Consider the following 20,366-nt stretch of genomic DNA (forward strand, 5'->3'; position numbering starts at 1 on the left):
GTGCGTAGTTCGGCATCAGCGGCGTGATCACTTCGACCTCCCGTCGAAACTCCCGGAAACCCAGAAAAAAACGACCGCCCCGGAGGGCGGCGGGTCGAATTCTATGCGATCGGGGGGGCGTAAAGTCAAGGTTCGCGCCATCGCCGACATGTTGCGACGCAGTAGTTCCGGCTAAGTTTTGGGCGGGGGTCTGACCACCTGGCCGTCCTCCTTGGTGAAGCTCTCCGGCGGCGTCGCCAGAAGCGCCAGCACCGTTTCGGACGGCCGGCAGAGGCGGGTGCCCTTCGGCGTTTCCACGATGGGCCTGTTGATGAGGATAGGATGGGCCATCATCGCGCCGAGGATGGCGTCGTCGATGAGCGAGGGATCGCCGAGCCCGAGTTCGGCATAGGGCGTACCCTTCTCGCGCAGGAGTTGCCGGGGCGTCAGACCCATGGCGGCGAGAAGCGCGATGAGCCTCTCCCGGCTCGGCGGCGTCTTCAGATATTCGATGACGACCGGCGCGACGCCACCCGCCCGGATCATCGCCAGCACGTTGCGCGAGGTGCCGCAGGCCGGGTTGTGGTAGATCGTCACGGTCATGACGGGGGCTCCGCCGGCACCTCGCGGGTCACCGGCAGGGCGAGCGTCACCAGCCAGCAGGCGGCGAGCATGAGCGCCGAACCGGCGAGGCATCCCAGGATGCCGCCCATCTGATAGAGCAGGCCTGACAGCAGCGTGCCGGCGAAGCGGCCGGCCGCATTGGCCGCATAGTAGAAGCCGACATCCTCCGCCGCTTTCTCCGAGCCCGCATAGGCGAGGATGAGATAGGAATGGACCGAGGAATTGACTGCGAAGGCGAAGCCGAACACGGCCAGCCCGGCGACCAGGATGAGGTCCGCACGCGGCGGCTGGAAGGCGAGGATCGCGGCGATGATGACCGGCACCAGCATCAGGCCGAACGACCAGAGCCGGGCGGCCGGAACCTCGCTCGACAGGCCGTCGGGGCTGCGCTTCACCAGTGCCGGCGCCGAGGCCTGCACGATGCCATAGCCCACAGTCCAGATCGCAAGGAAGGCGCCGACCATCGGAAAGGTCCAGCCCGAGGCGTAGAGGAAGACCGGCACGCCCACGACGAACCAGACATCGCGGGCGCCGAACAGGCCGATGCGCGCCGCGGCGAGCAGGTTGACGCCGCGGCTCTTGCCGAAGAGTTCGCGCGCCGTGCCGCTGGCCTTGGCCTTCCCCATCATCGGCGGGAGCGACAGGACGACGCCGAGGAGCACCAGCCCGAGGGCCGCCGCCATCAGCCAGAGGGCGAGGCTGAACCCGAAGGCCTCCAGCAGCAGGCCGCCGAGGAAGAAGCCGGCGCCCTTCATCGCGTTCTTCGAACCGGTGAACCAGGCGACCCAGCGGAACAGCCGGCCGTCCGAACCGGCTTCGGCGCTGCGCGCCTCCTTCTCGGTGACCTTGATGGCCGACTTCGATGCCGTCTTGGTCAGGTCCTTGGCGACGCCGCAGATGCCCTGCGCCGCCACCACCCAGGCGACCAGGAAAGCCGCTTCCCAGCCCGGCGACATGGCCGACAGGAGCAGGAACCCGGCGATCTGCGTCGACAGCCCGACCGTCAGCATGCGCGTGATGCCGTAGCGGGTGGCGAGCCACCCGCCGATGAAGTTGGCACCGATTCCGGCCGCTTCGTAGAGCAGGAACAGCAGCGCCAGCGTGAAAGGCGAATAGCCGAGCTTGAAGAAGGTGAAGAGGACGAGCATGCGCAGCGCGCCGTCCGTCAGCGTGAAGCCCCAATAGGCCGCCGTGACGATGGCGTAGTTGCGCAGGCCGGCGGAGACGGCGGCCATCTCAGATCCCGACCCGGACCATGTGGTTGGCGAGATCGACCATGCGGCAGGCATAGCCCATCTCGTTGTCGTACCAGGCGTAGACCTTCAGCATCACGCCGTCGGTCACCAGCGTCGAGGGTGCGTCGACGATGGCGGAGCGCGTGTCGCGGGCATAGTCGGCCGAGACCAGCGGCAGCGGCTCGAAGCCGAGAATACCGGCGAGCGGGCCGGCCGCCGCGGCCTGGAACAGAGCGTTGACCTCGGCAGCGCTGGTCGGCCGCTTCACCTGGAAGACGCAGTCCGTCAGCGAGGCGTTGAGGACGGGGGCGCGCACCGCATGGCCGTCGAGCCGGCCCTTCAGCTCGGGATAGATCAGGGCGATCGCCGTCGCGCTGCCGGTGGTCGTCGGCTGCAGCGACAGCATGGCGGAGCGCGCCCGGCGCAGGTCCTTGTGCGGCGCGTCGACGACGACATTGGTGTTGGTCGGATCGTGGATGGTGGTGATCTGGCCACGCTCGATGCCGATGGCCTCATGGACGACCTTCACCACCGGCGCGAGGCAATTGGTCGTGCAGGAGGCGGCCGTGACGATCGGATGGGCCGCGGGGTCATAGAGATGCTCGTTGACGCCGACGACGACGTTGAGGACCGAGGGGTCCTTGACCGGAGCGGCGACGATGACGCGCTTGGCGCCGCGCTTCAGGTGCCCCTCCAGCGTCGCGGGGGTGAGGAACTTGCCGGTGCATTCGAGCACGACGTCGACGCCGAGATCGCCCCAGGGAACGTCGCCGGGGGCCGCATGGGCGGAAAAGCTCAGGCGCTTGCCACCGATCGTGACCGCATCCTCGCCGTCGGCCGCGATGGCGCCGCGCCAGCGACCCTGAACGCTGTCGAACTCGAGCAGATGGGCGGTCGTCGCCGCGCCGCCCTTGATCTCGTTGAGATGGACGACGTCGAGCCGGTTGCCGGCACGCGGATCGTCCGACCCGCGCTCCGCCGCCCCCATCGCCGCCCGCAGGGCCAGCCGCCCGATGCGGCCCATGCCGCTGATCCCGACCCGGAGCACCGGGGTTGTCGGATCGTCACTGTCAGTCATGAAACGTCCACCTTGCAGGAACAGGAGGGCATGAGGCCCCGGACGATCGGAGCGCAGACCTCCGGCCGGCCGCCACAGCAGTCCTGCACCAGGTGCAGCGTCATGGCCCGGAAGCGGTCGAGGTCGGCGCGATAGAGGATGGACCGGCTCTGCCGCTCGCCATGGGCGAGGCCTGCCCGGACCAGCACGGCCAGATGGCCGGACAGGGTGTTCTGCGGCACGGCCAGCAGGGCGGCGAGTTCACCTGCGGGAATGCCTTCCGGCTCGCGCGCCACCATCAGGCGGAAGGCGGCGAGCCGCGTCGGCTGGGCCAGGGCGGCGAGGGCCGCGATGGTTTCGATATCATCCATATATCGGGAACTATCGAAGTGTTGCGACGGGACTGTGACAGCTTCGGCACCGCTCCCGTGAGCCGCTTCGATGCAGCGGGGGTGCCTGGACGCCGGGACGAAGCCTGCCGCACCTCCCCCGGTCGGCAGGCACCCGTGCGCCCGAAACGTGGAAGCAGCGCCGTCTTCGGCAGGGAACGGACGGCCCCGCGCGCCGTTTCATGCCGTCGCCCAAGCAAAGAAGCCGATTCCCGTCAAAAGTTCTGGCAAGAGTGACTCAAAAACAACACCACCCTTAAGGTCTTGGTAAGACTCAACCATCGGTACGCCTGGGTAGCTGGCAGGGCTGTGGACGGATTCGCCGAGGGCCCGACCAGCTTGGGGAAAACGAGAGCGAGATTCGCCGGACTCTTGCCGCCGATTCAATCAATAGCGTATTGTCCGCCCGTCGGCATACGACATCTCGTGCGGCGGACCTTAGTGACAAGGGTATCGGCAGTGCAGCGACGCCTCCTTCGAGGCGGCCGCGGCTCGTGGATTCCGGCGGCCCGCCGTGCCTTCAGAGGAGACTGGAACATGCAGCAGTTGCAGTGGACCGACGAACGGGTGGAGCTCCTCAAGAAGCTCTGGAACGACGGGCTGAGCGCCAGCCAGATCGCCGGCGAGCTCGGCCAGGTGACCCGTAACGCCGTCATCGGCAAGGTCCACCGCCTCGGTCTGTCGGGCCGCGCCAAGGCCCCCTCCTCCAGCGTGCCCCGCGCCCGCAAGGCGCCGCGCACGGCACCCTCCGCACCGCCGCGCCCCTCTTTGCCCGCCTCGCGCTCCAACCTCGCCTTCAAGCCGCGCCCTGCGCCGGATCTCGTCCCGGAATCGGAAATCGCCCGGATGCCGGAGGTCGACAATGTCGTGCCCATGGGCGAGCGCTGCACCATCATGGAACTGAAGGAATACTCCTGCCGCTGGCCGATCGGCGAGCCCGGCAAGGACGACTTCCGCTATTGCGGCGCCCGGTCCGGCAGCGGCATTCCCTATTGCGCCTATCACGCCCGCATCGCCTATCAGCCGGTGGCCGACCGCCGCCGCGATCGCAAGCAGGTGATCGGGCGCTGACGCGCCGAACCCTTGAGGCGGCGGGCCTCGCACGACCAAGAAAAGCGATGAAACCCAACGAACCCTCTCCCGCAACGGAGAGGGTTTTTTCTTTGGCGGTCGTTTTTGGGACGTCGGGCTTTTCTCGGTCGCCCGATCAGAACGGCATCATGCGCTCGATGACGAGGTAGCCGGTCAGCAGGCCGATGCCGAAGAACACCACCACGCCGGCCGCGGCGAGTTCGGCAGCGCTCAGCACCAGCGTCGCCATGCCGGTGCGCGCCGAGGCGAGCCTGACGGCGAGCCCCTTGGCACCGGAGGCGAGGGCTGCGATGGCGGCGACCGTGATGGCCGTGCCGACGGCCATGGCGAAGGTCGCGGCGACACCCGCCTGCACGATGCCCTGGGAGAGCGCGAAGACGAGCACCAGGACGGCGCCGGTACAGGGTCTCAACCCGACGCTGAGGATCACCGCCAGCGCCTCCCGCCAGGAATGGATCCGCGCCACCTGTTCGGCGGCCGGCAGGTGGACGCAATTGTCGTCGCAGCCCATGCCGGCCACCGGCCGGTTGAGACGCCAGGACGTGAGGCGGGCGAGGAAGGCGCGCCCCTTCTGCCAGGTCAGCCGCAAGCCGATGACGATGATCAGGCCGTAGGCGGCGATCTCCACCCAGTTGACGACCCGGCTCATGGTGCGCGCCGTGACCCCGAGGATCGCCGCGAGGAAGCCGACAAGGGCGACGGCGGTCAGCGCCTGGACCAGCGAGGACAGCGCCGCCAGCGCCACGCCGCGCCGGATCGTGGCGCCGTTGGCGACGATATAGGACGAGATCACCGCCTTGCCGTGGCCGGGACCGGCGGCATGGAAGACCCCGTAGAGGAACGACACCCCGACCAGAGTCCAGAAGGCGCCGGCCTGCCCCGTCCGGATGCCGCGGACGGCCGCCGACAACTGGCGATAGAATTGCGCCTGCTGCTCGATGATCCAGCCGAAGACCCCGCCGGGAGCGGGCGGCCGAGCGCCGCCGAAGGCCGAGGGCGGTGCCTGCGCCAGGGCCGGCGCGAGGGCCAGAAGGCCGCCGACGACGATGACCGCGGCAAGGACCGCGGCCGCACGGCGCCCTGGCGTCACGGGCAGTTCACCGTGAAGCGCCCGGCGAATTGCTGGCCGAAATTGGCATTGGCGCCGAGCGCCTGGAAGAAGCTCTCCGAGAGCGTGCCCACGGCGAGATTGCTGCCCTTGGGCGGCGTGTAGTCGAGACGGCAACCGGCAGGGGCCGCCATGAGGCGCATCGGCTCGCCGTCGGCCGGCACGAAGGCGACGAAATAGTCGGGATCATAGACCTCGACGGTCAGCGGCCGGCCCGCCGCCCGGAACGGGGTCACCAGCGGCACGGTGAAATGCAGCCTCAGCTTGCCGCTGACCACCTCGGACCAGGCGTCGCGCACGGCGCCGAAGGAGACGAAGCGCCGCTCGTGGCGCAGCACGGTGAAGAACTTCTGCTGTCCCAGATGCTCAACATTGACCTGGGTGAGTTCGGCCAGTTCCTCGCGGGTGAACTGGCCGTCACGGTTCTTGTCGAGCCCCTGGGTGGCGAAGCTCGAATACATCTCGTCGAAGGTCCAGACGTGCTGGAAGGCCGTGACCTGTCCGCCCGCGTCGTGCAGGAGCAGCGTTTCGGTCTCCACCTGCACATGCGGATGGGCAGCAGCGGGCCGGGACGCGGCACCCGCCAGGGCCAGGACGCAGAGGGCGAGGAGACGGAGTGTCGGCACGGCGAACCCTGTTGTTCGGTCACGCCAGTGATAAGGCGGGGAAGACGGCCAAGATATGGCGGCCGTCATGGTTAATGCGAGGTTGAGGTCGCTCGCCAGCGGACGACCTGTGCGCCAGCCCGTCTTGCTCCATGCGATAGCGGGTGGAATGGTCGGGGCTCCTGATCGCCTGATATCGCCTCGAGGATCGCCATGCGCGCCAACCTGACCATCGACAGCCGCCGCCTCTGGGACATGCTGATGGACACGGCGGCGATCGGCGGCACGCCCAAGGGCGGCATCAAGCGCCTGTCGCTGTCCGACGAGGACCGCCGCGTGCGCGACTGGTTCCGGCGGGAATGCGAGGCGCTCGGCTGCACCGTGCATCTCGACACCGCCGGCAACATGTTCGCCGTGCGCCCCGGCAAGGACATGACGAAGAAGCCCATCGCCATGGGCAGCCATCTCGACACCCAGCCCACGGGGGGCAAGTTCGACGGCATCCTCGGCGTGCTCGGCGGCCTCGAAGTGCTGAAGACCCTGCACCAGGCCGGCTACGAGACCAATGCGCCACTGTGCCTCGTCAACTGGACCAACGAGGAGGGCGCCCGCTTCTCGCCCTCGATGGTCGGCTCTGCCGTCTATGCCGGCGCCTATACGCAGGCCCAGATGGATGCGGTGACCGACAAGGACGGCATCACCCAGGGCGCGGCGCTGGAGGCCATCGGCTATCGCGGCACCGACAGGCCCGGCGCCCTCGCCTTCCAGGCCTATTTCGAGATCCATATCGAGCAGGGGCCGATCCTCGACGAGGAGGACCTTTCGGTCGGCATCGTCACCGGCATCCAGGCGATCAAGTGGTTCAACTGCACCATCACCGGCCGGGAAAGCCATGCCGGCACGACGCCCATGGCCTATCGCCGCGACGCGCTCGCCGCCTTCGCCGAAGCGGCCCAGCAGGTCCGGCAGATCGCCATCGACCATGGCGGCCTCGCCACCATCGGCATCGTCTCCGCCTATCCCGGCTCGCCCAACATCATCCCCGGCGAGATGCGTTTCACCCTCGACATGCGCCACCATGCGGACGCGGTGCTCCAGACCATGGTGACGTCTGCCAAGGCCGCCATCGCCGAAGCGGCGACGCGCCATCACGCCGCCCACGACGTCCAGCCCCTGCAGGATTCGCCCGCCCAGCCCTTCGATCCCGCCTGCATCGCCGTGGTCAGGGCCGCGACCGAGAAACTCGGCCTGCCCTCGCGCGAGATCACCTCGGGCGCGGGCCACGACGCCATGTACACGGCGCGCGTCTGCCCGACGACGATGATCTTCGTGCGCTGCGCCGAAGGCCTCAGCCACAACGAGGCGGAAAGCGCCACCCAGGACGACTGCGGCACCGGTGCCCAGGTTCTCCTCGAGGCGGTGCTCGCCTATGACGCGCGGGGCTGACCCTGCGCTTTCCATCGTGGACCGCTGCTGCTAGACCGCGCCAGCAGCGACCAAGAGGTCAATCCATGTCGGACATGCGCGTCGTCATCGCCGGTGCGGCCGGCCATATGGGCCGGGTTCTCGTGCGTCTCGTCCAGGAGACGGCGGGGCTGAAACTGGTCGGTGCCATCGAGCCGGCAGGCCATGTTGCCATCGGCGAGGATGCCGGCCTGCTCGCCGGCGTCGGCCGCACCCTGGTTCCGGTCTCGTCGGACACCGACGCGGCCCTGGCCCAGGCCGACGGCATCATCGATTTCACCATCCCGCGCGTATCGGTCGAGATCGCCGGCATGGCCGCCAAGCACCGCAAGGTCCATGTCTGCGGGACGACGGGCTTCTCCCAGGCGGAAAACGACGCCATCGCCTCGTCCGCCCGCATCGGCACCATCGTCAAGTCGGGCAATTTCTCCCTCGGCGTGAACCTCCTCGCAGCCCTGGTGAAGCGGGCCGCCGAGGCCCTCGACGAGGATTTCGACATCGAGATCGTCGAGATGCATCACAACCGCAAGATCGACGCCCCCTCCGGCACGGCGCTGATGTTCGGCGAGGCCGCGGCAGGCGGCCGCCGGATCGACCTCGCGGGGCATTCCGATCGCGGCCGCGACGGCCAGACGGGCGCCCGCCGGCGCGGCGACATCGGCTTTGCGGCGCTGCGCGGCGGTTCGGTCGTCGGCGACCATTCGGTGATCTTCGCCGGCCCTTCCGAGCGCATCGTCATGAGCCATCACGCCGAGGACCGCGCGCTCTTCGCCCGCGGCGCGCTGAAGGCCGCCCTCTGGGCGCACGGCAAGCCCGCCGGCCTCTATTCCATGGCCGATGTCCTCGGCCTCTGACCCCCTGACAGGATCGCACACCATGACCGAACGGCTTCTCGTGCTCACCCGCCATGGCGAGAGCGAGTGGAACCTGCAGAACCTCTTCACCGGCTGGAAGGATCCGGGCCTGACGGCGAAGGGGATCGAGGAGGCCAAGACCGCCGGCCGCGGCCTCAAGGCGCTCGGCCTGACCTTCGACGTCGCCTATACCTCGGCCCTGACCCGCGCCCAGGACACGTTGAAGCTGATCCTCGAGGAGATCGGCCAGACCTCCCTGCCGACCATTCGCGACTTCCGCCTGAACGAGCGCGACTACGGCGACCTCGCCGGCCTGAACAAGGCCGAGACGGCGGCCAAATACGGCGACGAGCAGGTGCACATCTGGCGCCGCTCCTACGACGTCCCGCCGCCGGGCGGCGAGAGCCTGAAGGACACGGTGGCGCGCGTCCTGCCCTATTACGTCGCCGAGATCCTGCCCCGCGTCATGCGCGGAGAGCGCGTCCTCGTCGCCGCCCACGGTAATTCGCTGCGGGCTCTCGCCATGGTCCTCGACCGCCTGGACGAGAAGACCATCCCGATGCTCGAACTCAAGACCGGCGTCCCGATGATCTATCGGCTCAACGCCGACACGACGGTCGCCAGCAAGCAGGTCCTCGAGGGCTAGCGTCGCCGCAGGCGGCGCTGCGGCACGCGGTCAGGACGCTTTGAGCCCGGCCGGGGCGGCGACGACCGGGGCCTCGACCGTCGCGACCTGGGCACGGCCCGTCGCGATCGCCATCGATGCCGAATCGTAGAAGCACTTGACGCTCTGGATCAGCCGGCCGCGAAAGCGGATGAGGTCGCAACGCTCGCTCTCGATGACCCGGCCGCTCGGCCGGAACAGCAGCGAGGAATGCCAGTGGACGAAAGCGTCGTCGTCCCTGACGACGATCTTCTCGATCAGGAACTCGCGGATCTCGAACATGCGGTGGAACTGGTCGAGCGCTTCCATCAGCCCCAGGAGGCCGACCCTGAGCCCCGCATGGGGGTTGAGAACGGTATTTCCGACCAGCGTGAACTCGCAATCCTCGGAGAATAGCGAGGCGAGCGCGACGGTGTCACCGCGCGCCCAGGCCGAATAGCCGACCTTCAGCTTCTGCTCGAGAGCAATATCGTCGGTGACGAGATGCAGCGCCATGACGTGCCTTATGCACACTAGTTCGTGTGAAACTATGGGGCCTTTCCGCTGCAAATCAACAGCGGCCCGGAACGATGTTGATAACGCTGCGACGATGCCGCCAACAGGCGATTTTGCTCTTGCGGAGGCCCGACGGATACAGGACGCGCCCCGGCAGGCAGCAGGTGGAAGGCGAGGCTTGCAGGGCGCCACGCTTATGACCTAGGCTCTCCCATAAATCGATTAAAAAGATCACCCGGGAGAAATGCCATGCCGTCGCGCGCCGTGCGCAACGTCGACCGCTCGCTGATTCGCGACAAGGCCAGGCTCATCCGCCGCGAAACCGTGCGGCTGACCGACATCTGCGGCTCCGGCCATTACGGCTCGTCCTTCTCCATGGCCGAGATCGTGGCGCTGCTCTACTATCAGCTCCTCCATGTGAAGGCCGAGGACCCCCGCTGGGCCGACCGCGACCGCTTCACCATGGGCAAGGGCCACGCCGCCATCGGCCTCTTCCCGGTGCTCGCCGATCTCGGCTTCTTCCCGTCCGAATGGCTCGACACCTACAGCCGCATGGGCTCCTTCCTCGGCGATCACCCCGAGATGAAGAAGGTTCCCGGCATCGATTTTTCGTCGGGATCCATCGGTCACAACCTCTCCGTCTCCGTCGGCATGGCGCTCGGCGCCCGGCTGAAAGGATCGCCCGCCCGCGCCGTCTGCCTGATGGGCGATGGCGAGATGAACGAGGGCCAGGTCTGGGAGGCGGCGCAGGCCGGCGCCCATTACGGCCTCGACAACCTGATCGGCATCGTCGACATCAACGGCGCCGGCTCCGACGGCGATCCGCAGCAGACCCTGCGCTCCGAGCCGCTGAAGGAAAAGTGGGAAGCCTTCGGCTGGAACACCATCGTCCTGAAGGACGGCCACGACATCGACTTGACCTTCGACGCGCTCAACCGGGCGCTCAATGCGCCCGACGGCCGTCCGGCCTGTGTCCTCGCCTATACGGTCGCCGGCAAGGGCGTCTCCTTCATGGAAGGCACCTGGCAATGGCATCTCGGCTTCCTCGGGCCGAAGGACATCGAGCGCGCCTATGCCGAGATCGAAGCCGGCGAGATCGGGTGAGGAGAGGGACATGAGCCAGAGCGAAAAGTACCGCGCCAATCCCCCTGCCCCCGGCATGGCCTATATGTCGGCCGAGCTGAAGAAGACCATCGACCTCTCCGAATCGACCGTCACCGACGATTTCGACGAGCGCTCCTGGGACATGGTCGTCTCCCTCGGCCTGTCCCGGCAGCTGACCACCGGCAAGACCCTGATCGAACTCGCGGAGGCCGGCCATGACGACATCGTCGTCTGTACCGCCGATCTCGGCCGGCCGACCCAGGTCATCGGCTTCGGCCAGGCCTATCCGGACCGCTACTTCAACTTCGGCATCGCCGAGCGCAACATGATCGGCGCCGCCGCCGGCCTCGCCACCATGGGCCTGACGCCGGTCATCTCGAACTACTCGTTCTTCCTCGCCCTGATGGGCGTGGAGAACATCCGCAACGACATCTGCTACACCAACCTGCCGGTGAAGATGGTCGGCACCCATTCCGGCATCGCCATGGGCTTCTACGGCACTTCGCACCATTGCTGCGAGGATATCGGGGCGCTGCGCGCCATCCCCAATCTGACGCTGATGGCGCCCTGCGACGGTCATGCCCTGTCCTCGGCGCTGCGGACCAACATCAAACATCCCGCGCCGATCTATTTCCGCGCCGGCCGCGGCCGCGAGGCCGTCGTCTACGACAGGGAATTCGACTTCCGCATCGGCGGCTCGAACACCCTGCGCGAAGGGCGCCACGCCACGGTGCTCGCTATCGGCAACCTGGTGAAGGCCGGCCTCGACGCCCACGACATCCTGAAGGCCGAGGGCATCGAGATCACCGTCGTCGACATGTACTCGATCCGGCCGCTCGACCTCGAGGCGGTGCGCGCCGCCGCGAAGCGCGGCCCGATCATCTCGGCGGAGGAGGCCAACGTCACCGGCGGCTTCGGGGCGGCGATCGCCGAGGTCATCGCCGAGGAAGGGCTCGGCACCCGCCTCACCAAGGTCGGCATGCCCGATGCCTATGCGGTGCTCGGCCCGCCGACCCACCTTTATCGCCACTACGGCCTCGACGGCGAGGGCGTCGCCGCGGCGGTGCGCAAGGCGTTGAAGGCCTGAGGGTTATCAACGCTCGCAGGATGGCCCCACCCGCACCCTCCCCGCGCTCCGTGCGGAGAGGGGGACTTCGACGTCGAGTCGATCCCTGAGTCGGCAGTGCCAAGCGCAAAGCTAGACCTCAGACGGTCGCGCCCGGCACGGCGGTCAAAATCAGATCGCGACGCGGTAGTCCCCCTCCCATCGCGAAGCGAGGGGAGGGTACGGGTGGGGCATTCCTGAAGGCCCGAGGTCTCAGAAATAGCCCGTGAGGTTTTTCCGGATGCGGTCGATCACCCGCCCCTCCTCGGGGCGGATGTCGAAGCGCTGGCCGGTGATCGTCTCGAAGGCTTCGATATAGACCGCGGCAGTCGCCACGATCACGTCGGCGGGAATCTCCGGGATCGCATCCTTGTAGGGGTCGCAGCGCGCCACGACCCAGTTGCGCACGAAGTCCTTGTCGAAGCTCTCTGGCTTCTCGCCCGCGGCGAACCGCGCGGGATAGCTGTCAGCCTTCCAATAGCGGCTCGAATCCGGCGTATGGATCTCGTCCGCCAGGACGATATGGCCGTCGCGGTCGGTGCCGAACTCGTATTTGGTGTCGACCAGGATGAGGCCGCGCTCGGCGGCGAGCTTCTGTCCGCGCGCGAACAGCGCGAAGGCGTAGGTCGTCAGCCGCTGCCACTGCTCCGGCGTGACCAGTTTCTGCGCCAGGATCTGGTCCGGCGAGAGCGGCTCGTCATGGCCGCCGTCGAAAGCCTTCGATGTCGGCGTGATGATCGGCTGCGGCAGGCGCTGGTTGTCCTTCAGCCCGTCCGGCAGGGTGATGCCGTACATCTGACGCTCGCCCTTCTTGTAGAGCGTCAGCACGGAGGTGCCGGTGGTGCCGGCGAGATAGTCGCGCACGACGATCTCGACAGGCAGGATGTCGAGGCGCCGGCCCACGACCACGTTCGGATCGGGATAGGCGAGGACATGGTTGGGGCAGATGTCCGCCGTCTCCTCGAACCAGTAGCGCGCCGTCTGCGTCAGGACCTCGCCCTTGAAGGGGATCGCCGCGAGGATCCGGTCGAAGGCGCTGATCCGGTCGGTGGCGATGATGATGCGGCTGCCGTCGGGCAGGTCGTAGTTGTCGCGCACCTTGCCGCGGTAATGGCGCGGCAGTTCGGGGATGGTCGCGTCGTCGAGGACGCGATGGGCGTTCGCCGTCAGCTTCACCAGATCCATGGCCGTCGATCTCCCCGCGAACCGGTCCCTCCTTATCGTCTCGGCGGGGCCGGCGTCGACGCCCGAGACCAATTGTCCACCGCCGACGGCTTGACCGGGGAGGCGTGATCGTCTTCGCTCCGGCATGGTTCTTTCCCAAGCGTGAGATGTATGGAAGCCTACGTCACCCCGGTCATCGAGTTCGTCAAAGCCAACCAGGCCTGGGCTCCCGCCATCATCTTTGCGCTGTGTTTCGCCGAGTCGCTGGCGGTGCTGTCGCTGGTCGTCCCGGCCTGGGCGATGATCGTCGCCTTCGGCCCGCTGATCGGCACGACCGGGATTCCGTTCTGGCCGATCCTGGCTGCGGCCGCTCTCGGCGCGATACTGGGTGACGCCGTCTCCTACTGGTTCGGCTATGTCTTCAAGGACCGCATCGGAAAGATCTGGCCCTTGTCGCGGCACCCGGACCTGCTGCCCAAGGGACAGGCCTTCTTCGACCGATGGGGCGTCTGGGCCATCTTCATCGGCCGGTTTTCCGGGCCCCTGCGCGCTTCCGTGCCACTGGTGGCGGGCATGCTGGCCATGCCGCAGTGGAAGTTCCAGATCGCGAATATCCTCTCAGCCTTCGTCTGGGCGGGGGCGCTGCTGGCGCCCGGCAACATGCTCGGCCAATATCTGAAGGCCCTGCACTGACGGGCTTCCGGACGGCGGGCCGGACTCAGGCCAGCGTTGCCGTGCCCAGATGCTCGACCGGGAAGGCGTGGACGTCCTGTAGCAGTTCCACGAAGGCACGCGCGGTGAATTCGGTCAGTTCGCGCCCGCTCGCCGGCGTCGCGGCCGCTGCATTGCCCATGGCGCCGGCGGTGGAGAGGTCCTCGCTCAGCCAGCCGAAGGAAATGCGCTGGGTCGCCCGGAGGTGCCGGTAGCGCTGCTCCATCAGCACGGCGGCGGAGACGAAGTCGCGGGCCTTGGCCATGTGCACGAGGTCGCGGCGGAAATGCAGCATCTGCGACGTCTCGATGGCGCCCCCGTGGATGCCGTAGACCTGTTCGGCCTCCGGGAACAGCCCCGCGGGGGAGCCGAGACGGTGCCAGGAGCACTGGACGACGAACAGGCCGTGGCGGCGGCGCAGGTCCCGCGCCACGATGTCCATCGTCGCGACATTGCCGCCATGGGAATTGGCGATGACGAGCTTGCGCACCCCCGTTCGGGCGATGCTGTCGCCGATCTCGTTCAGCAGCCGGATCTGCGTCTCGGCGGACAGGGTGATCGTCCCGGGAAAGGCGATGTGCTCGTCCGACTTGCCCATCCAGACGGTCGGCAGGAAGGTAACCGGCAGCCCCTTCGGCAGGATGTCGCGGACGGCCTGACCATTGCCCTCGGCAATGACCGTATCGACGGAGACCGCCAGATGCGGGCCGTGCTGCTCCATGGCGGCGATCGGCAGGACGGCGATCCACGATCCCGTCTCGGCGGACCGGAATTCCTCCGTGGTCATGTCGCCCCAGAGCTGTTTCGGCAGCATGGCGCCCTCCTGCTCGTCTCCCCGACCTGATTCTAGCCGGCCCTGGCCGCCACCACTTCGACCTCGACCTTGAACTCGGGCTTGGTGAAGCCCGAGACGATCATCAGCGTCGAGGCTGGCGGCGGGCTGGCGACGTGCCGGTCGCGCGAGGTCATGTAGCCCGCCATATGCGCACGGTCGGTGACAAAGGCATTGATGCGGACGATGTCGCCGATGTCCATCCCGGCGGCGGCGAGCATATGGCCGATCGCGGCGAAGCACAGGTCGGCTTGGGCCTCGGCCTCCTCGGGAATGACGCCGTCCGGGGCGAGGCCCAATTGTCCCGAGCAGAACAGCATCCGCGTCCCCGCCGGCACGACGACGGCATGGGAATATTTGGCGAAGGGCGCCGGCATCGCGGCAGGCGTCAGCTTTTCGAGCATGGTCATGTCTTGCCCATCTGGATCGGCAGGGCCGTCGTCTGCTTGATCCGCTCCATGGCGAAGCGGGACGTGACGTTCTTCAGCGGCATCTGGGCGATCAGGCGCTTGTAGAAGGCGTCATAGGCATCCATGTCCGCCACCACGACGCGCAGCATGTAGTCGACGTCGCCCGCCATCCGGTAGAATTCCATCACCTCCGGCATGGCGGAGACCAGTTCGGCGAACCGGCCGAGCCAGCCCTCGGAATGGTCGGAGGTCTCCACCGACACGAAGACCGTCAGGCCGAGCCCGAGCTTCTTTGGATCGAGCAGCGCGACGCGCCCCTTGATGATGCCCTCGGCCTCGAGCTTCTGGATGCGCTTCCAGGCGGGCGTCGTCGACAGGCCCGAACGGGCGGCGACCTCCGCGATCGAGAGCGAGGCGTCTGTCTGCAACACCGAGAGAATGCGGCGGTCCGTATCGTCCATCCCTGGGCATCCCTTCACTGGGAATTGATCTTGCCACGAGGTTTAGACGGTCCCGCACGCCGTGGCGAGCGAGACAAGGGTCTTATACACGCCAGCCGCGAACCGGCTGGCGGGAGGACCGGCCCGGCCTCAGTTGCCGGCGTAGAAAGCGGCCGGCCAGGGCCAGTTCACCGTGTAGGCCGGCGCACCCCAGAAGCGGTCACGACCGGGCTTGCCACGCATCGAGCTGGACATGGCCACCAGATCGCCGTTCGAGGTGAAGGGCGCGAACAGCATGTCGGGGCGCGAGCTCAGTCGCTCGCCGGGGAACGCGACCTTCGGGGTCACCAGCCAGTTCGGGCGCGAGACGCGAACCTCGGGTACCGCGTTGCGGCGCTGCTGGGCCTCGGCCTGCTGGACGGCCGCTTCGACGGCGAAGACGGCCGTCACTGCGACGAGGCCGATGGCGAACTTGCGGATCATGAGGTGCTCCCGATGCGTTGGCGAACTCTAGCCTTACGCCGCGTCCTGGTCGAGAGCATGCCGGTCACAGATTGAAGAACTGTGACCGGCAGGCATCGCCCCTCTCAGGCAGCGCGGCGCCAGGCTCCGGCAAGTTCCAGACCTTGCCAGCGCGGCACTTCACCGCCCGTCGGGCTGACGAGCCCCCGGGCGCCGTCCAGTGCGCCGGGAACCAGTTCCAGCCCGAGAAACCGCGACCGCTCCACCGGTCCCGGCATCCACAGGCGCTCCATCTTCGCCACCGCGAAGCCGAAGCGCCGATAATAGGGTTCGTCACCGACGAGAATGATGGCGCGGTGGCCTTCATCCCGCGCCCGACTGGTCGCCTCCCGCATCAGCAGGCCGCCGATGCCGGACGAGCGGATCGCGCCGTCGACGGCCAGCGGACCCAGCAGCAGCGCCGGACGCCCGGGACCGAGCGTGACGTTCCACAGCCGCACGGTACCGACGAGGTGTTCGCCGGCCTCGGCGACGAGCGCCAGCCTGTCGGCCGGCAGCCGCCCTTCGCGCAGCCGCTCGGAGGTCTTCGCGCAACGGTCGGCGCCGAAGGCCGCGTCGAGCAGAACCTCGCGCGCGCTCAGATGGCGCATCGCTTCATCGCGGACGACGATGGGATCGGCGACGGCGGGCTCGTTACGATCGGGAGAGACGTGCACGGTCATGGCCGCGGTCCTTCTCTGGCAAGAGAGTGACGACAGCCCTCGTGCCGGGCTTGACGCCACGGCCGGTCGGGACTCTTCGGGTTTGGCGGAGCGCCCGCCCGGTCACCCGGGCGGGAGGAGGAGCGTCAGATGCAGACGCTCGCCAGCGGCGCGAAGCCGTTGAAGCCGACCGTGGAATAGGTCGTGGTATAGGCACCCGTCGCCTCGATCAGCACCTTGTCGCCGATCGAGAGCGACACGGGCAGGTCGTAGGGCTTCTTCTCGTACATGACGTCGACCGAATCGCAGGTCGGTCCCGCCAGCACGCAGGGCGCCGTCTCGTCGCCGTCGTGCTCGGTGCGGATCGGATAGCGGATCGCCTCGTCCATGGTCTCGGCGAGACCGTGGAACTTGCCGATGTCGAGATAGACCCAGCGCACCTCGTCCTCGTCCGACTTCTTCGAGATGAGGACGACCTCCGACTCGATGATGCCGGCATTGCCCACCATGCCGCGACCCGGCTCGATGATCGTTTCCGGGAGGCGGTTGCCGAAATGCTTGGTCAGCGCCTCGAAGATGGCCGCACCATAGGCTTCCGCCGCCGGAACGTCCTTGAGGTACCTGGTCGGGAAGCCGCCGCCCATGTTGACCATCTTCAGCTCGATGCCGCGCTCGGCGAGCGTCGCGAAGATCGAGGAAGCGGTGGTCAGCGCCTGGTCCCAGGCGCCCATGTTCGTCTGCTGCGAGCCGACGTGGAACGACAGGCCATAGGCCTGGAGGCCCAGACGGTGGGCATGCTCGAGGACGCGCGGAGCCATCTCCGCCGCGCAGCCGAACTTGCGGGACAGCGGCCATTCGGCGCCCTCGCAGTCCTGCAGGAAGCGGCAGAAGATCTTGGCATCCTTCGCGCCGATCAGCGCGGCCTGGCGAGCGATTTTCTCGACCTCCGCCTCGCAATCGACGGCGAACAGGCGCACGCCGTACTGCAGGGCGCGCGCGATGTCCTTCTCCTTCTTGATCGTGTTGCCGAAGGAGATGCGGTCGGCAGAGGCGCCGGTCGCCAGAGCCTGCTCGATCTCGACCACGGACGCGCAATCGAAGCACGAGCCCATCTCGGCGAGAAGGTCGAGGATTTCCGGCGCCGGATTGGCCTTCACGGCATAGAAGACGCGCGTGTCGGGAAGGGCCCGGGCGAACTTGGCGAAGTTGGCGGCGACGACCTCGAGGTCGACGACCATGATCGGGCCATCGTCGCGGCGATTGCGGAGAAATTCGCGAATGCGGTCGGTCATATGATGTCCCCCCGGCCCTCTCTTGCGAGGACCAGCAAAGGGTTGAACCCATGGGCGGCGTTCGCTTCGCGGGTCCGCTGTGGAGACGGAACACCGGTGACGTCGGCAACCCGATGACGTTCGCCGAGACATCTTCTACCGCGGCCGGGCTGGACACCCGTCAGCGAGACAAAGACGCCTTCGATTGGATTGGGGACATCCCGCTCCGCACGGCCGGCAAGAAGAACAAGCCTCTTCGGTAGCTGGCTCTGGACACCAGCTGAGACCAAAAAAGCCCGATCGTCGTTGCTTCAAGTCGCGTCCCCTGCGGAGGGCAGGGTTCGCCGGTTTGCCTCCGGCTGCCGGTTAGGTATCGAAGACCCCGCGTCTTGCGACGCCCCTGGAACACGGCCCGGTAGATCTCCGGCGCATTCCCAAGTCTTCGGGCGGCTGTCCGGCCTCTTGTCCGGATGCCCACCAACCGGCACGCAACCACAGGCACGTGCGAAATTGGGCAGCGCCGTAGATAGCAGATTTAGCACCCGGTGCAAGCGGTTTTCATTTCCGGCAATCATCAAAATTTCCTTGGCGGGCCATCGGGTTAACCCGTCCGCCTTTTCGCCGGCGAAGGGTCGTCTCGATGGACATGATGCCGCATGGGCGGCTATGAGTTCGGCTTGCGCGTTACACTCTGCCGCTCGCACCTGTCCGGGGACCGAAGACCTATGGCCGCAGCGGTCGAACTCGCCGCCTACAAGGATGTACTGATCATTCTGGCATCGACGGCGGTGACGGTGCCGCTGCTCAAGCGCCTGGGGATCAGCCCGGCCCTCGCCTTCCTCGGCATCGGCGTCCTGGTCGGGCCGACGGCGCTTGGCGGGCTGACCGGGTCCTTTCCCTGGCTGAGCTGGGTCACCGTTTCCGACAGCAAGCAGATCGGCACCTTCGCCGAACTCGGCGTCGTCTTCCTGCTCTTCCTGATCGGCCTCGAGTTGTCCTACGAGCGCCTCACCCGCATGAAGCGCCTCGTTCTCGGGCTGGGCTCGCTGCAGGTCGTGGGTACGGCAGCCGTCATCGCCTTCGTCGCGTGGTGGGTCGGCCAGCCGGTGGCGGCGGCCGTGCTCGTCGGCGGCGCCCTCGCCCTCTCCTCCACGGCGGTGGTCGTCGAGCACCTTGCCGAACAGAAGCGCCTCACCACCACCAGCGGCCGCACCACCTTCGCCGTCCTGCTCATGCAGGACCTCGCGGTCATCCCCCTGCTGTTCCTGATCGGCGCCCTTTCGCAGCGCCAGGAGGGTTCGGTGGCGCTCGGGCTCGCCATGGCCATCGGCCAGGGCGCCATCGCGATTCTCCTTGTCGTCGCCGTCGGCCGCCGGGTCCTGCGGCCCTTCCTGCGCCAGGTGTCGGCGCTGCACGAGCCTCAGGTCTTCATGGCGGCCGCCATCCTGATCGTGGTGGGAACCGCCGTCGTCACCGCGGCCTTCGGCGTCTCCATGGCGCTCGGAGCCTTCGTCGCCGGCCTCCTCCTCGCCGAGACCGAGTACCGCCGCGCCATCGAGGCGACGCTGCAGCCGTTCAAGGGCATCCTGCTCGGTGCCTTCTTCTTCTCGGTCGGCCTGTCGATCGACCTCGGCGCCCTCGTCGGCGCGCCGATGGCCTACGCCCTCGCGGTCACGGCCCTGATCGCCGTGAAGATCGTCATCATCGTGCCCCTGGTGCGCGCCTTCGGCCTGAGCTGGCTGGTGGCGATCCGTTCGGCCCTGCTGCTCGGCCCGGCCGGCGAATTCGCCTTCGTGACCATGGGCCAGGCGACCGCTGCCGGTGTCGTCAGCGCCGAGACGGGCGCCTTCATCATCACCATGACGGCGATCAGCATGGCGACCGTCCCGCTGCTCGACCGCCTCGGCGGATGGATAGCCGACCGTGTGGCGGTGAAGGCGCCGCCCGATCCCGAACTGCAGGTCGGACCGCCGGCCGCCGCCGGCAAGCGCGTCATCGTCGTCGGCTATGGCCGCGTCGGCCAGCTCGTCTGCGAGATGCTGGCCCGCCACCAGGTGCCCTTCCTCGCCGTCGACAGCGATCCACGCGAGATCGCCCATCTGCGCAGGCAGGGTCACAACGTCTATTTCGGCGACGCCAACAGCGAGCTCTTCCTGGAGCAATGCGGGATCCGGGACGCGGCCTCGCTCGTCCTCACGCTCCACACCGGCGGCGCCCTCGACGAGATCGCGCAGATCGCCCGCGCCCTCAATCCGACCCTGACCATCATCGCCCGGGCGCGCGATGCCGACCACGCCAAGCAGCTCTACAGCCTCGGCGTCACCGACGCGGTACCGGAGACGATCGAGGCGAGCCTGCAATTGTCCGAGGCCGTTCTCTTCGACCTCGGCGTGCCCGCCGGCAAGGTCATCGCCTCCGTCCACGAGCGGCGCGACATCTTCCGCAAGGAGCTGCAGGAGGCCGGCATCGACGACGCGCGCGTGCGCAATGCGGTCCGCACGGCCCACCCCGACGCCGCAACCCTCGGACAGGCCTTGCCGCCGCCGCGAAGCTGAGCCATCATCCCGCGCTCACTGACGGCCCTCCGCCATTTTTCGACG

Annotated in this window: 22 protein-coding genes; 8 read left to right on the forward strand and 14 right to left on the reverse strand. The window is 67.7% G+C overall.

Annotated elements, in window-relative coordinates:
- Positions 1–171 precede the first annotated feature (171 nt).
- Genes arsC through Q8O26_RS14725 form a run of 4 tightly spaced genes read right to left on the reverse strand, consistent with a single transcriptional unit; the run spans position 172 to position 3,266 of the window.
- Positions 172–582, reverse strand: coding sequence for an arsenate reductase (glutaredoxin) (gene arsC, locus Q8O26_RS14710; RefSeq protein WP_305576876.1), 411 nt, complete (start codon positions 580–582; stop codon positions 172–174).
- Positions 579–1,838: an organoarsenical effux MFS transporter ArsJ gene (gene arsJ, locus Q8O26_RS14715; RefSeq protein WP_305576878.1), complete on the reverse strand. Its 1,260-nt coding sequence runs from the start codon at positions 1,836–1,838 to the stop codon at positions 579–581. Before arsJ ends, arsC begins: the two co-directional genes overlap by 4 nt.
- A gap of 1 nt (position 1,839) precedes the next feature.
- A complete protein-coding gene (locus Q8O26_RS14720) occupies positions 1,840–2,916 on the reverse strand; it encodes an ArsJ-associated glyceraldehyde-3-phosphate dehydrogenase (RefSeq protein ID WP_305576880.1) in 1,077 nt (358 codons plus the stop codon).
- Entirely contained in the window at positions 2,913–3,266 is a 354-nt protein-coding gene (locus Q8O26_RS14725) for a helix-turn-helix transcriptional regulator (RefSeq protein ID WP_305576882.1), read from the reverse strand. The genes Q8O26_RS14720 and Q8O26_RS14725 overlap by 4 nt, the downstream gene beginning before the upstream one ends.
- 555 nt (positions 3,267–3,821) lie before the next feature.
- On the opposite strand from Q8O26_RS14725, the gene Q8O26_RS14730 reads away from it, so the two are divergent.
- Positions 3,822–4,355 (forward strand): GcrA family cell cycle regulator, encoded by a 534-nt coding sequence (locus tag Q8O26_RS14730; RefSeq protein WP_305576884.1) that lies wholly within the window; start codon positions 3,822–3,824, stop codon positions 4,353–4,355.
- Positions 4,356–4,491: 136 nt separating this feature from the next.
- Here the strand turns inward: Q8O26_RS14730 and Q8O26_RS14735 are convergent, their stop codons facing one another.
- Positions 4,492–5,466: a nickel/cobalt transporter gene (locus Q8O26_RS14735; protein ID WP_305576886.1), complete on the reverse strand. Its 975-nt coding sequence runs from the start codon at positions 5,464–5,466 to the stop codon at positions 4,492–4,494.
- A complete protein-coding gene (locus Q8O26_RS14740; protein ID WP_305576888.1) occupies positions 5,463–6,110 on the reverse strand; it encodes a DUF1007 family protein in 648 nt (215 codons plus the stop codon). The genes Q8O26_RS14735 and Q8O26_RS14740 overlap by 4 nt, the downstream gene beginning before the upstream one ends.
- Before the next feature lie 192 nt (positions 6,111–6,302).
- On the opposite strand from Q8O26_RS14740, the gene Q8O26_RS14745 reads away from it, so the two are divergent.
- The 3 genes from Q8O26_RS14745 (at position 6,303) to Q8O26_RS14755 (ending at position 9,053) form a co-directional block, all read left to right on the forward strand.
- Positions 6,303–7,535: a M20 family metallo-hydrolase gene (locus Q8O26_RS14745; RefSeq protein ID WP_305576890.1), complete on the forward strand. Its 1,233-nt coding sequence runs from the start codon at positions 6,303–6,305 to the stop codon at positions 7,533–7,535.
- 65 nt (positions 7,536–7,600) lie between these two features.
- Positions 7,601–8,407 (forward strand): 4-hydroxy-tetrahydrodipicolinate reductase, encoded by an 807-nt coding sequence (gene dapB / locus Q8O26_RS14750; RefSeq protein WP_305576892.1) that lies wholly within the window; start codon positions 7,601–7,603, stop codon positions 8,405–8,407.
- Between the two features lie 22 nt (positions 8,408–8,429).
- Positions 8,430–9,053, forward strand: coding sequence for a 2,3-bisphosphoglycerate-dependent phosphoglycerate mutase (locus Q8O26_RS14755; RefSeq protein ID WP_305576894.1), 624 nt, complete (start codon positions 8,430–8,432; stop codon positions 9,051–9,053).
- 30 nt (positions 9,054–9,083) lie between these two features.
- Here Q8O26_RS14755 and Q8O26_RS14760 read toward each other — a convergent pair whose 3' ends face one another.
- Entirely contained in the window at positions 9,084–9,566 is a 483-nt protein-coding gene (locus Q8O26_RS14760; RefSeq protein ID WP_305576896.1) for a nuclear transport factor 2 family protein, read from the reverse strand.
- Between the two features lie 249 nt (positions 9,567–9,815).
- On the opposite strand from Q8O26_RS14760, the gene Q8O26_RS14765 reads away from it, so the two are divergent.
- Complete coding sequence (locus Q8O26_RS14765) at positions 9,816–10,670, forward strand: transketolase (protein ID WP_305576898.1); 855 nt, start codon at positions 9,816–9,818, stop codon at positions 10,668–10,670.
- Positions 10,671–10,680: 10 nt separating this feature from the next.
- On the forward strand, positions 10,681–11,757 hold the full coding sequence (locus Q8O26_RS14770) for a transketolase family protein (protein ID WP_305576900.1): 1,077 nt from the start codon (positions 10,681–10,683) through the stop codon (positions 11,755–11,757).
- A 231-nt stretch (positions 11,758–11,988) separates the two neighbouring features.
- On the opposite strand, the gene Q8O26_RS14775 is transcribed toward Q8O26_RS14770, so the two are convergent.
- Positions 11,989–12,960 carry a phosphoribosylaminoimidazolesuccinocarboxamide synthase gene (locus Q8O26_RS14775; protein ID WP_305576901.1) on the reverse strand — a complete coding sequence of 324 codons (972 nt, stop codon included), beginning with the start codon at positions 12,958–12,960 and terminating at the stop codon, positions 11,989–11,991.
- Positions 12,961–13,110: 150 nt separating this feature from the next.
- On the opposite strand from Q8O26_RS14775, the gene Q8O26_RS14780 reads away from it, so the two are divergent.
- Positions 13,111–13,632, forward strand: coding sequence for a DedA family protein (locus Q8O26_RS14780; protein ID WP_305576903.1), 522 nt, complete (start codon positions 13,111–13,113; stop codon positions 13,630–13,632).
- 25 nt (positions 13,633–13,657) lie between these two features.
- Here the strand turns inward: Q8O26_RS14780 and Q8O26_RS14785 are convergent, their stop codons facing one another.
- From Q8O26_RS14785 to Q8O26_RS14810, 6 genes are all read right to left on the reverse strand, one after another.
- Complete coding sequence (locus Q8O26_RS14785; protein WP_305576905.1) at positions 13,658–14,464, reverse strand: creatininase family protein; 807 nt, start codon at positions 14,462–14,464, stop codon at positions 13,658–13,660.
- Positions 14,465–14,496: 32 nt separating this feature from the next.
- On the reverse strand, positions 14,497–14,886 hold the full coding sequence (locus Q8O26_RS14790) for a RidA family protein (RefSeq protein ID WP_305576929.1): 390 nt from the start codon (positions 14,884–14,886) through the stop codon (positions 14,497–14,499).
- Positions 14,887–14,888: 2 nt separating this feature from the next.
- Positions 14,889–15,353 carry an Lrp/AsnC family transcriptional regulator gene (locus tag Q8O26_RS14795; protein WP_305576907.1) on the reverse strand — a complete coding sequence of 155 codons (465 nt, stop codon included), beginning with the start codon at positions 15,351–15,353 and terminating at the stop codon, positions 14,889–14,891.
- Positions 15,354–15,482: 129 nt separating this feature from the next.
- A complete protein-coding gene (locus Q8O26_RS14800; RefSeq protein WP_305576909.1) occupies positions 15,483–15,815 on the reverse strand; it encodes a hypothetical protein in 333 nt (110 codons plus the stop codon).
- Between the two features lie 104 nt (positions 15,816–15,919).
- Positions 15,920–16,516: a GNAT family N-acetyltransferase gene (locus Q8O26_RS14805; protein ID WP_305576911.1), complete on the reverse strand. Its 597-nt coding sequence runs from the start codon at positions 16,514–16,516 to the stop codon at positions 15,920–15,922.
- A 125-nt stretch (positions 16,517–16,641) separates the two neighbouring features.
- Positions 16,642–17,787, reverse strand: a complete 1,146-nt coding sequence (locus Q8O26_RS14810; protein WP_305576913.1) for a type III PLP-dependent enzyme — start codon at positions 17,785–17,787, stop codon at positions 16,642–16,644.
- A gap of 704 nt (positions 17,788–18,491) precedes the next feature.
- Between Q8O26_RS14810 and Q8O26_RS14815 the strand changes: the two genes are divergently transcribed.
- The gene (locus Q8O26_RS14815; RefSeq protein ID WP_305576915.1) at positions 18,492–20,321 is read left to right on the forward strand and encodes a cation:proton antiporter; all 1,830 of its coding nucleotides are present in this window, start codon (positions 18,492–18,494) and stop codon (positions 20,319–20,321) included.
- Positions 20,322–20,366: the final 45 nt, after the last annotated feature.

The organism is Phreatobacter sp. (assembly GCF_030691135.1).
GTDB lineage: Bacteria > Pseudomonadota > Alphaproteobacteria > Rhizobiales > Phreatobacteraceae > Phreatobacter.

Bases quoted from the DNA above. Each gene is read 5' to 3' on its own strand.
- arsC (WP_305576876.1), bottom strand. From the start codon at position 582: ATGACCGTGACGATCTACCACAACCCGGCCTGCGGCACCTCGCGCAAC.
- arsJ (WP_305576878.1), bottom strand. From the start codon at position 1,838: ATGGCCGCCGTCTCCGCCGGCCTGCGCAACTACGCCATCGTCACGGCG.
- Q8O26_RS14720 (WP_305576880.1), bottom strand. From the start codon at position 2,916: ATGACTGACAGTGACGATCCGACAACCCCGGTGCTCCGGGTCGGGATC.
- Q8O26_RS14725 (WP_305576882.1), bottom strand. From the start codon at position 3,266: ATGGATGATATCGAAACCATCGCGGCCCTCGCCGCCCTGGCCCAGCCG.
- Q8O26_RS14730 (WP_305576884.1), top strand. From the start codon at position 3,822: ATGCAGCAGTTGCAGTGGACCGACGAACGGGTGGAGCTCCTCAAGAAG.
- Q8O26_RS14745 (WP_305576890.1), top strand. From the start codon at position 6,303: ATGCGCGCCAACCTGACCATCGACAGCCGCCGCCTCTGGGACATGCTG.
- dapB (WP_305576892.1), top strand. From the start codon at position 7,601: ATGTCGGACATGCGCGTCGTCATCGCCGGTGCGGCCGGCCATATGGGC.
- Q8O26_RS14755 (WP_305576894.1), top strand. From the start codon at position 8,430: ATGACCGAACGGCTTCTCGTGCTCACCCGCCATGGCGAGAGCGAGTGG.
- Q8O26_RS14760 (WP_305576896.1), bottom strand. From the start codon at position 9,566: ATGGCGCTGCATCTCGTCACCGACGATATTGCTCTCGAGCAGAAGCTG.
- Q8O26_RS14765 (WP_305576898.1), top strand. From the start codon at position 9,816: ATGCCGTCGCGCGCCGTGCGCAACGTCGACCGCTCGCTGATTCGCGAC.
- Q8O26_RS14770 (WP_305576900.1), top strand. From the start codon at position 10,681: ATGAGCCAGAGCGAAAAGTACCGCGCCAATCCCCCTGCCCCCGGCATG.
- Q8O26_RS14775 (WP_305576901.1), bottom strand. From the start codon at position 12,960: ATGGATCTGGTGAAGCTGACGGCGAACGCCCATCGCGTCCTCGACGAC.
- Q8O26_RS14780 (WP_305576903.1), top strand. From the start codon at position 13,111: ATGGAAGCCTACGTCACCCCGGTCATCGAGTTCGTCAAAGCCAACCAG.
- Q8O26_RS14785 (WP_305576905.1), bottom strand. From the start codon at position 14,464: ATGCTGCCGAAACAGCTCTGGGGCGACATGACCACGGAGGAATTCCGG.
- Q8O26_RS14790 (WP_305576929.1), bottom strand. From the start codon at position 14,886: ATGCTCGAAAAGCTGACGCCTGCCGCGATGCCGGCGCCCTTCGCCAAA.
- Q8O26_RS14795 (WP_305576907.1), bottom strand. From the start codon at position 15,353: ATGGACGATACGGACCGCCGCATTCTCTCGGTGTTGCAGACAGACGCC.
- Q8O26_RS14800 (WP_305576909.1), bottom strand. From the start codon at position 15,815: ATGATCCGCAAGTTCGCCATCGGCCTCGTCGCAGTGACGGCCGTCTTC.
- Q8O26_RS14805 (WP_305576911.1), bottom strand. From the start codon at position 16,516: ATGACCGTGCACGTCTCTCCCGATCGTAACGAGCCCGCCGTCGCCGAT.
- Q8O26_RS14810 (WP_305576913.1), bottom strand. From the start codon at position 17,787: ATGACCGACCGCATTCGCGAATTTCTCCGCAATCGCCGCGACGATGGC.
- Q8O26_RS14815 (WP_305576915.1), top strand. From the start codon at position 18,492: ATGGCCGCAGCGGTCGAACTCGCCGCCTACAAGGATGTACTGATCATT.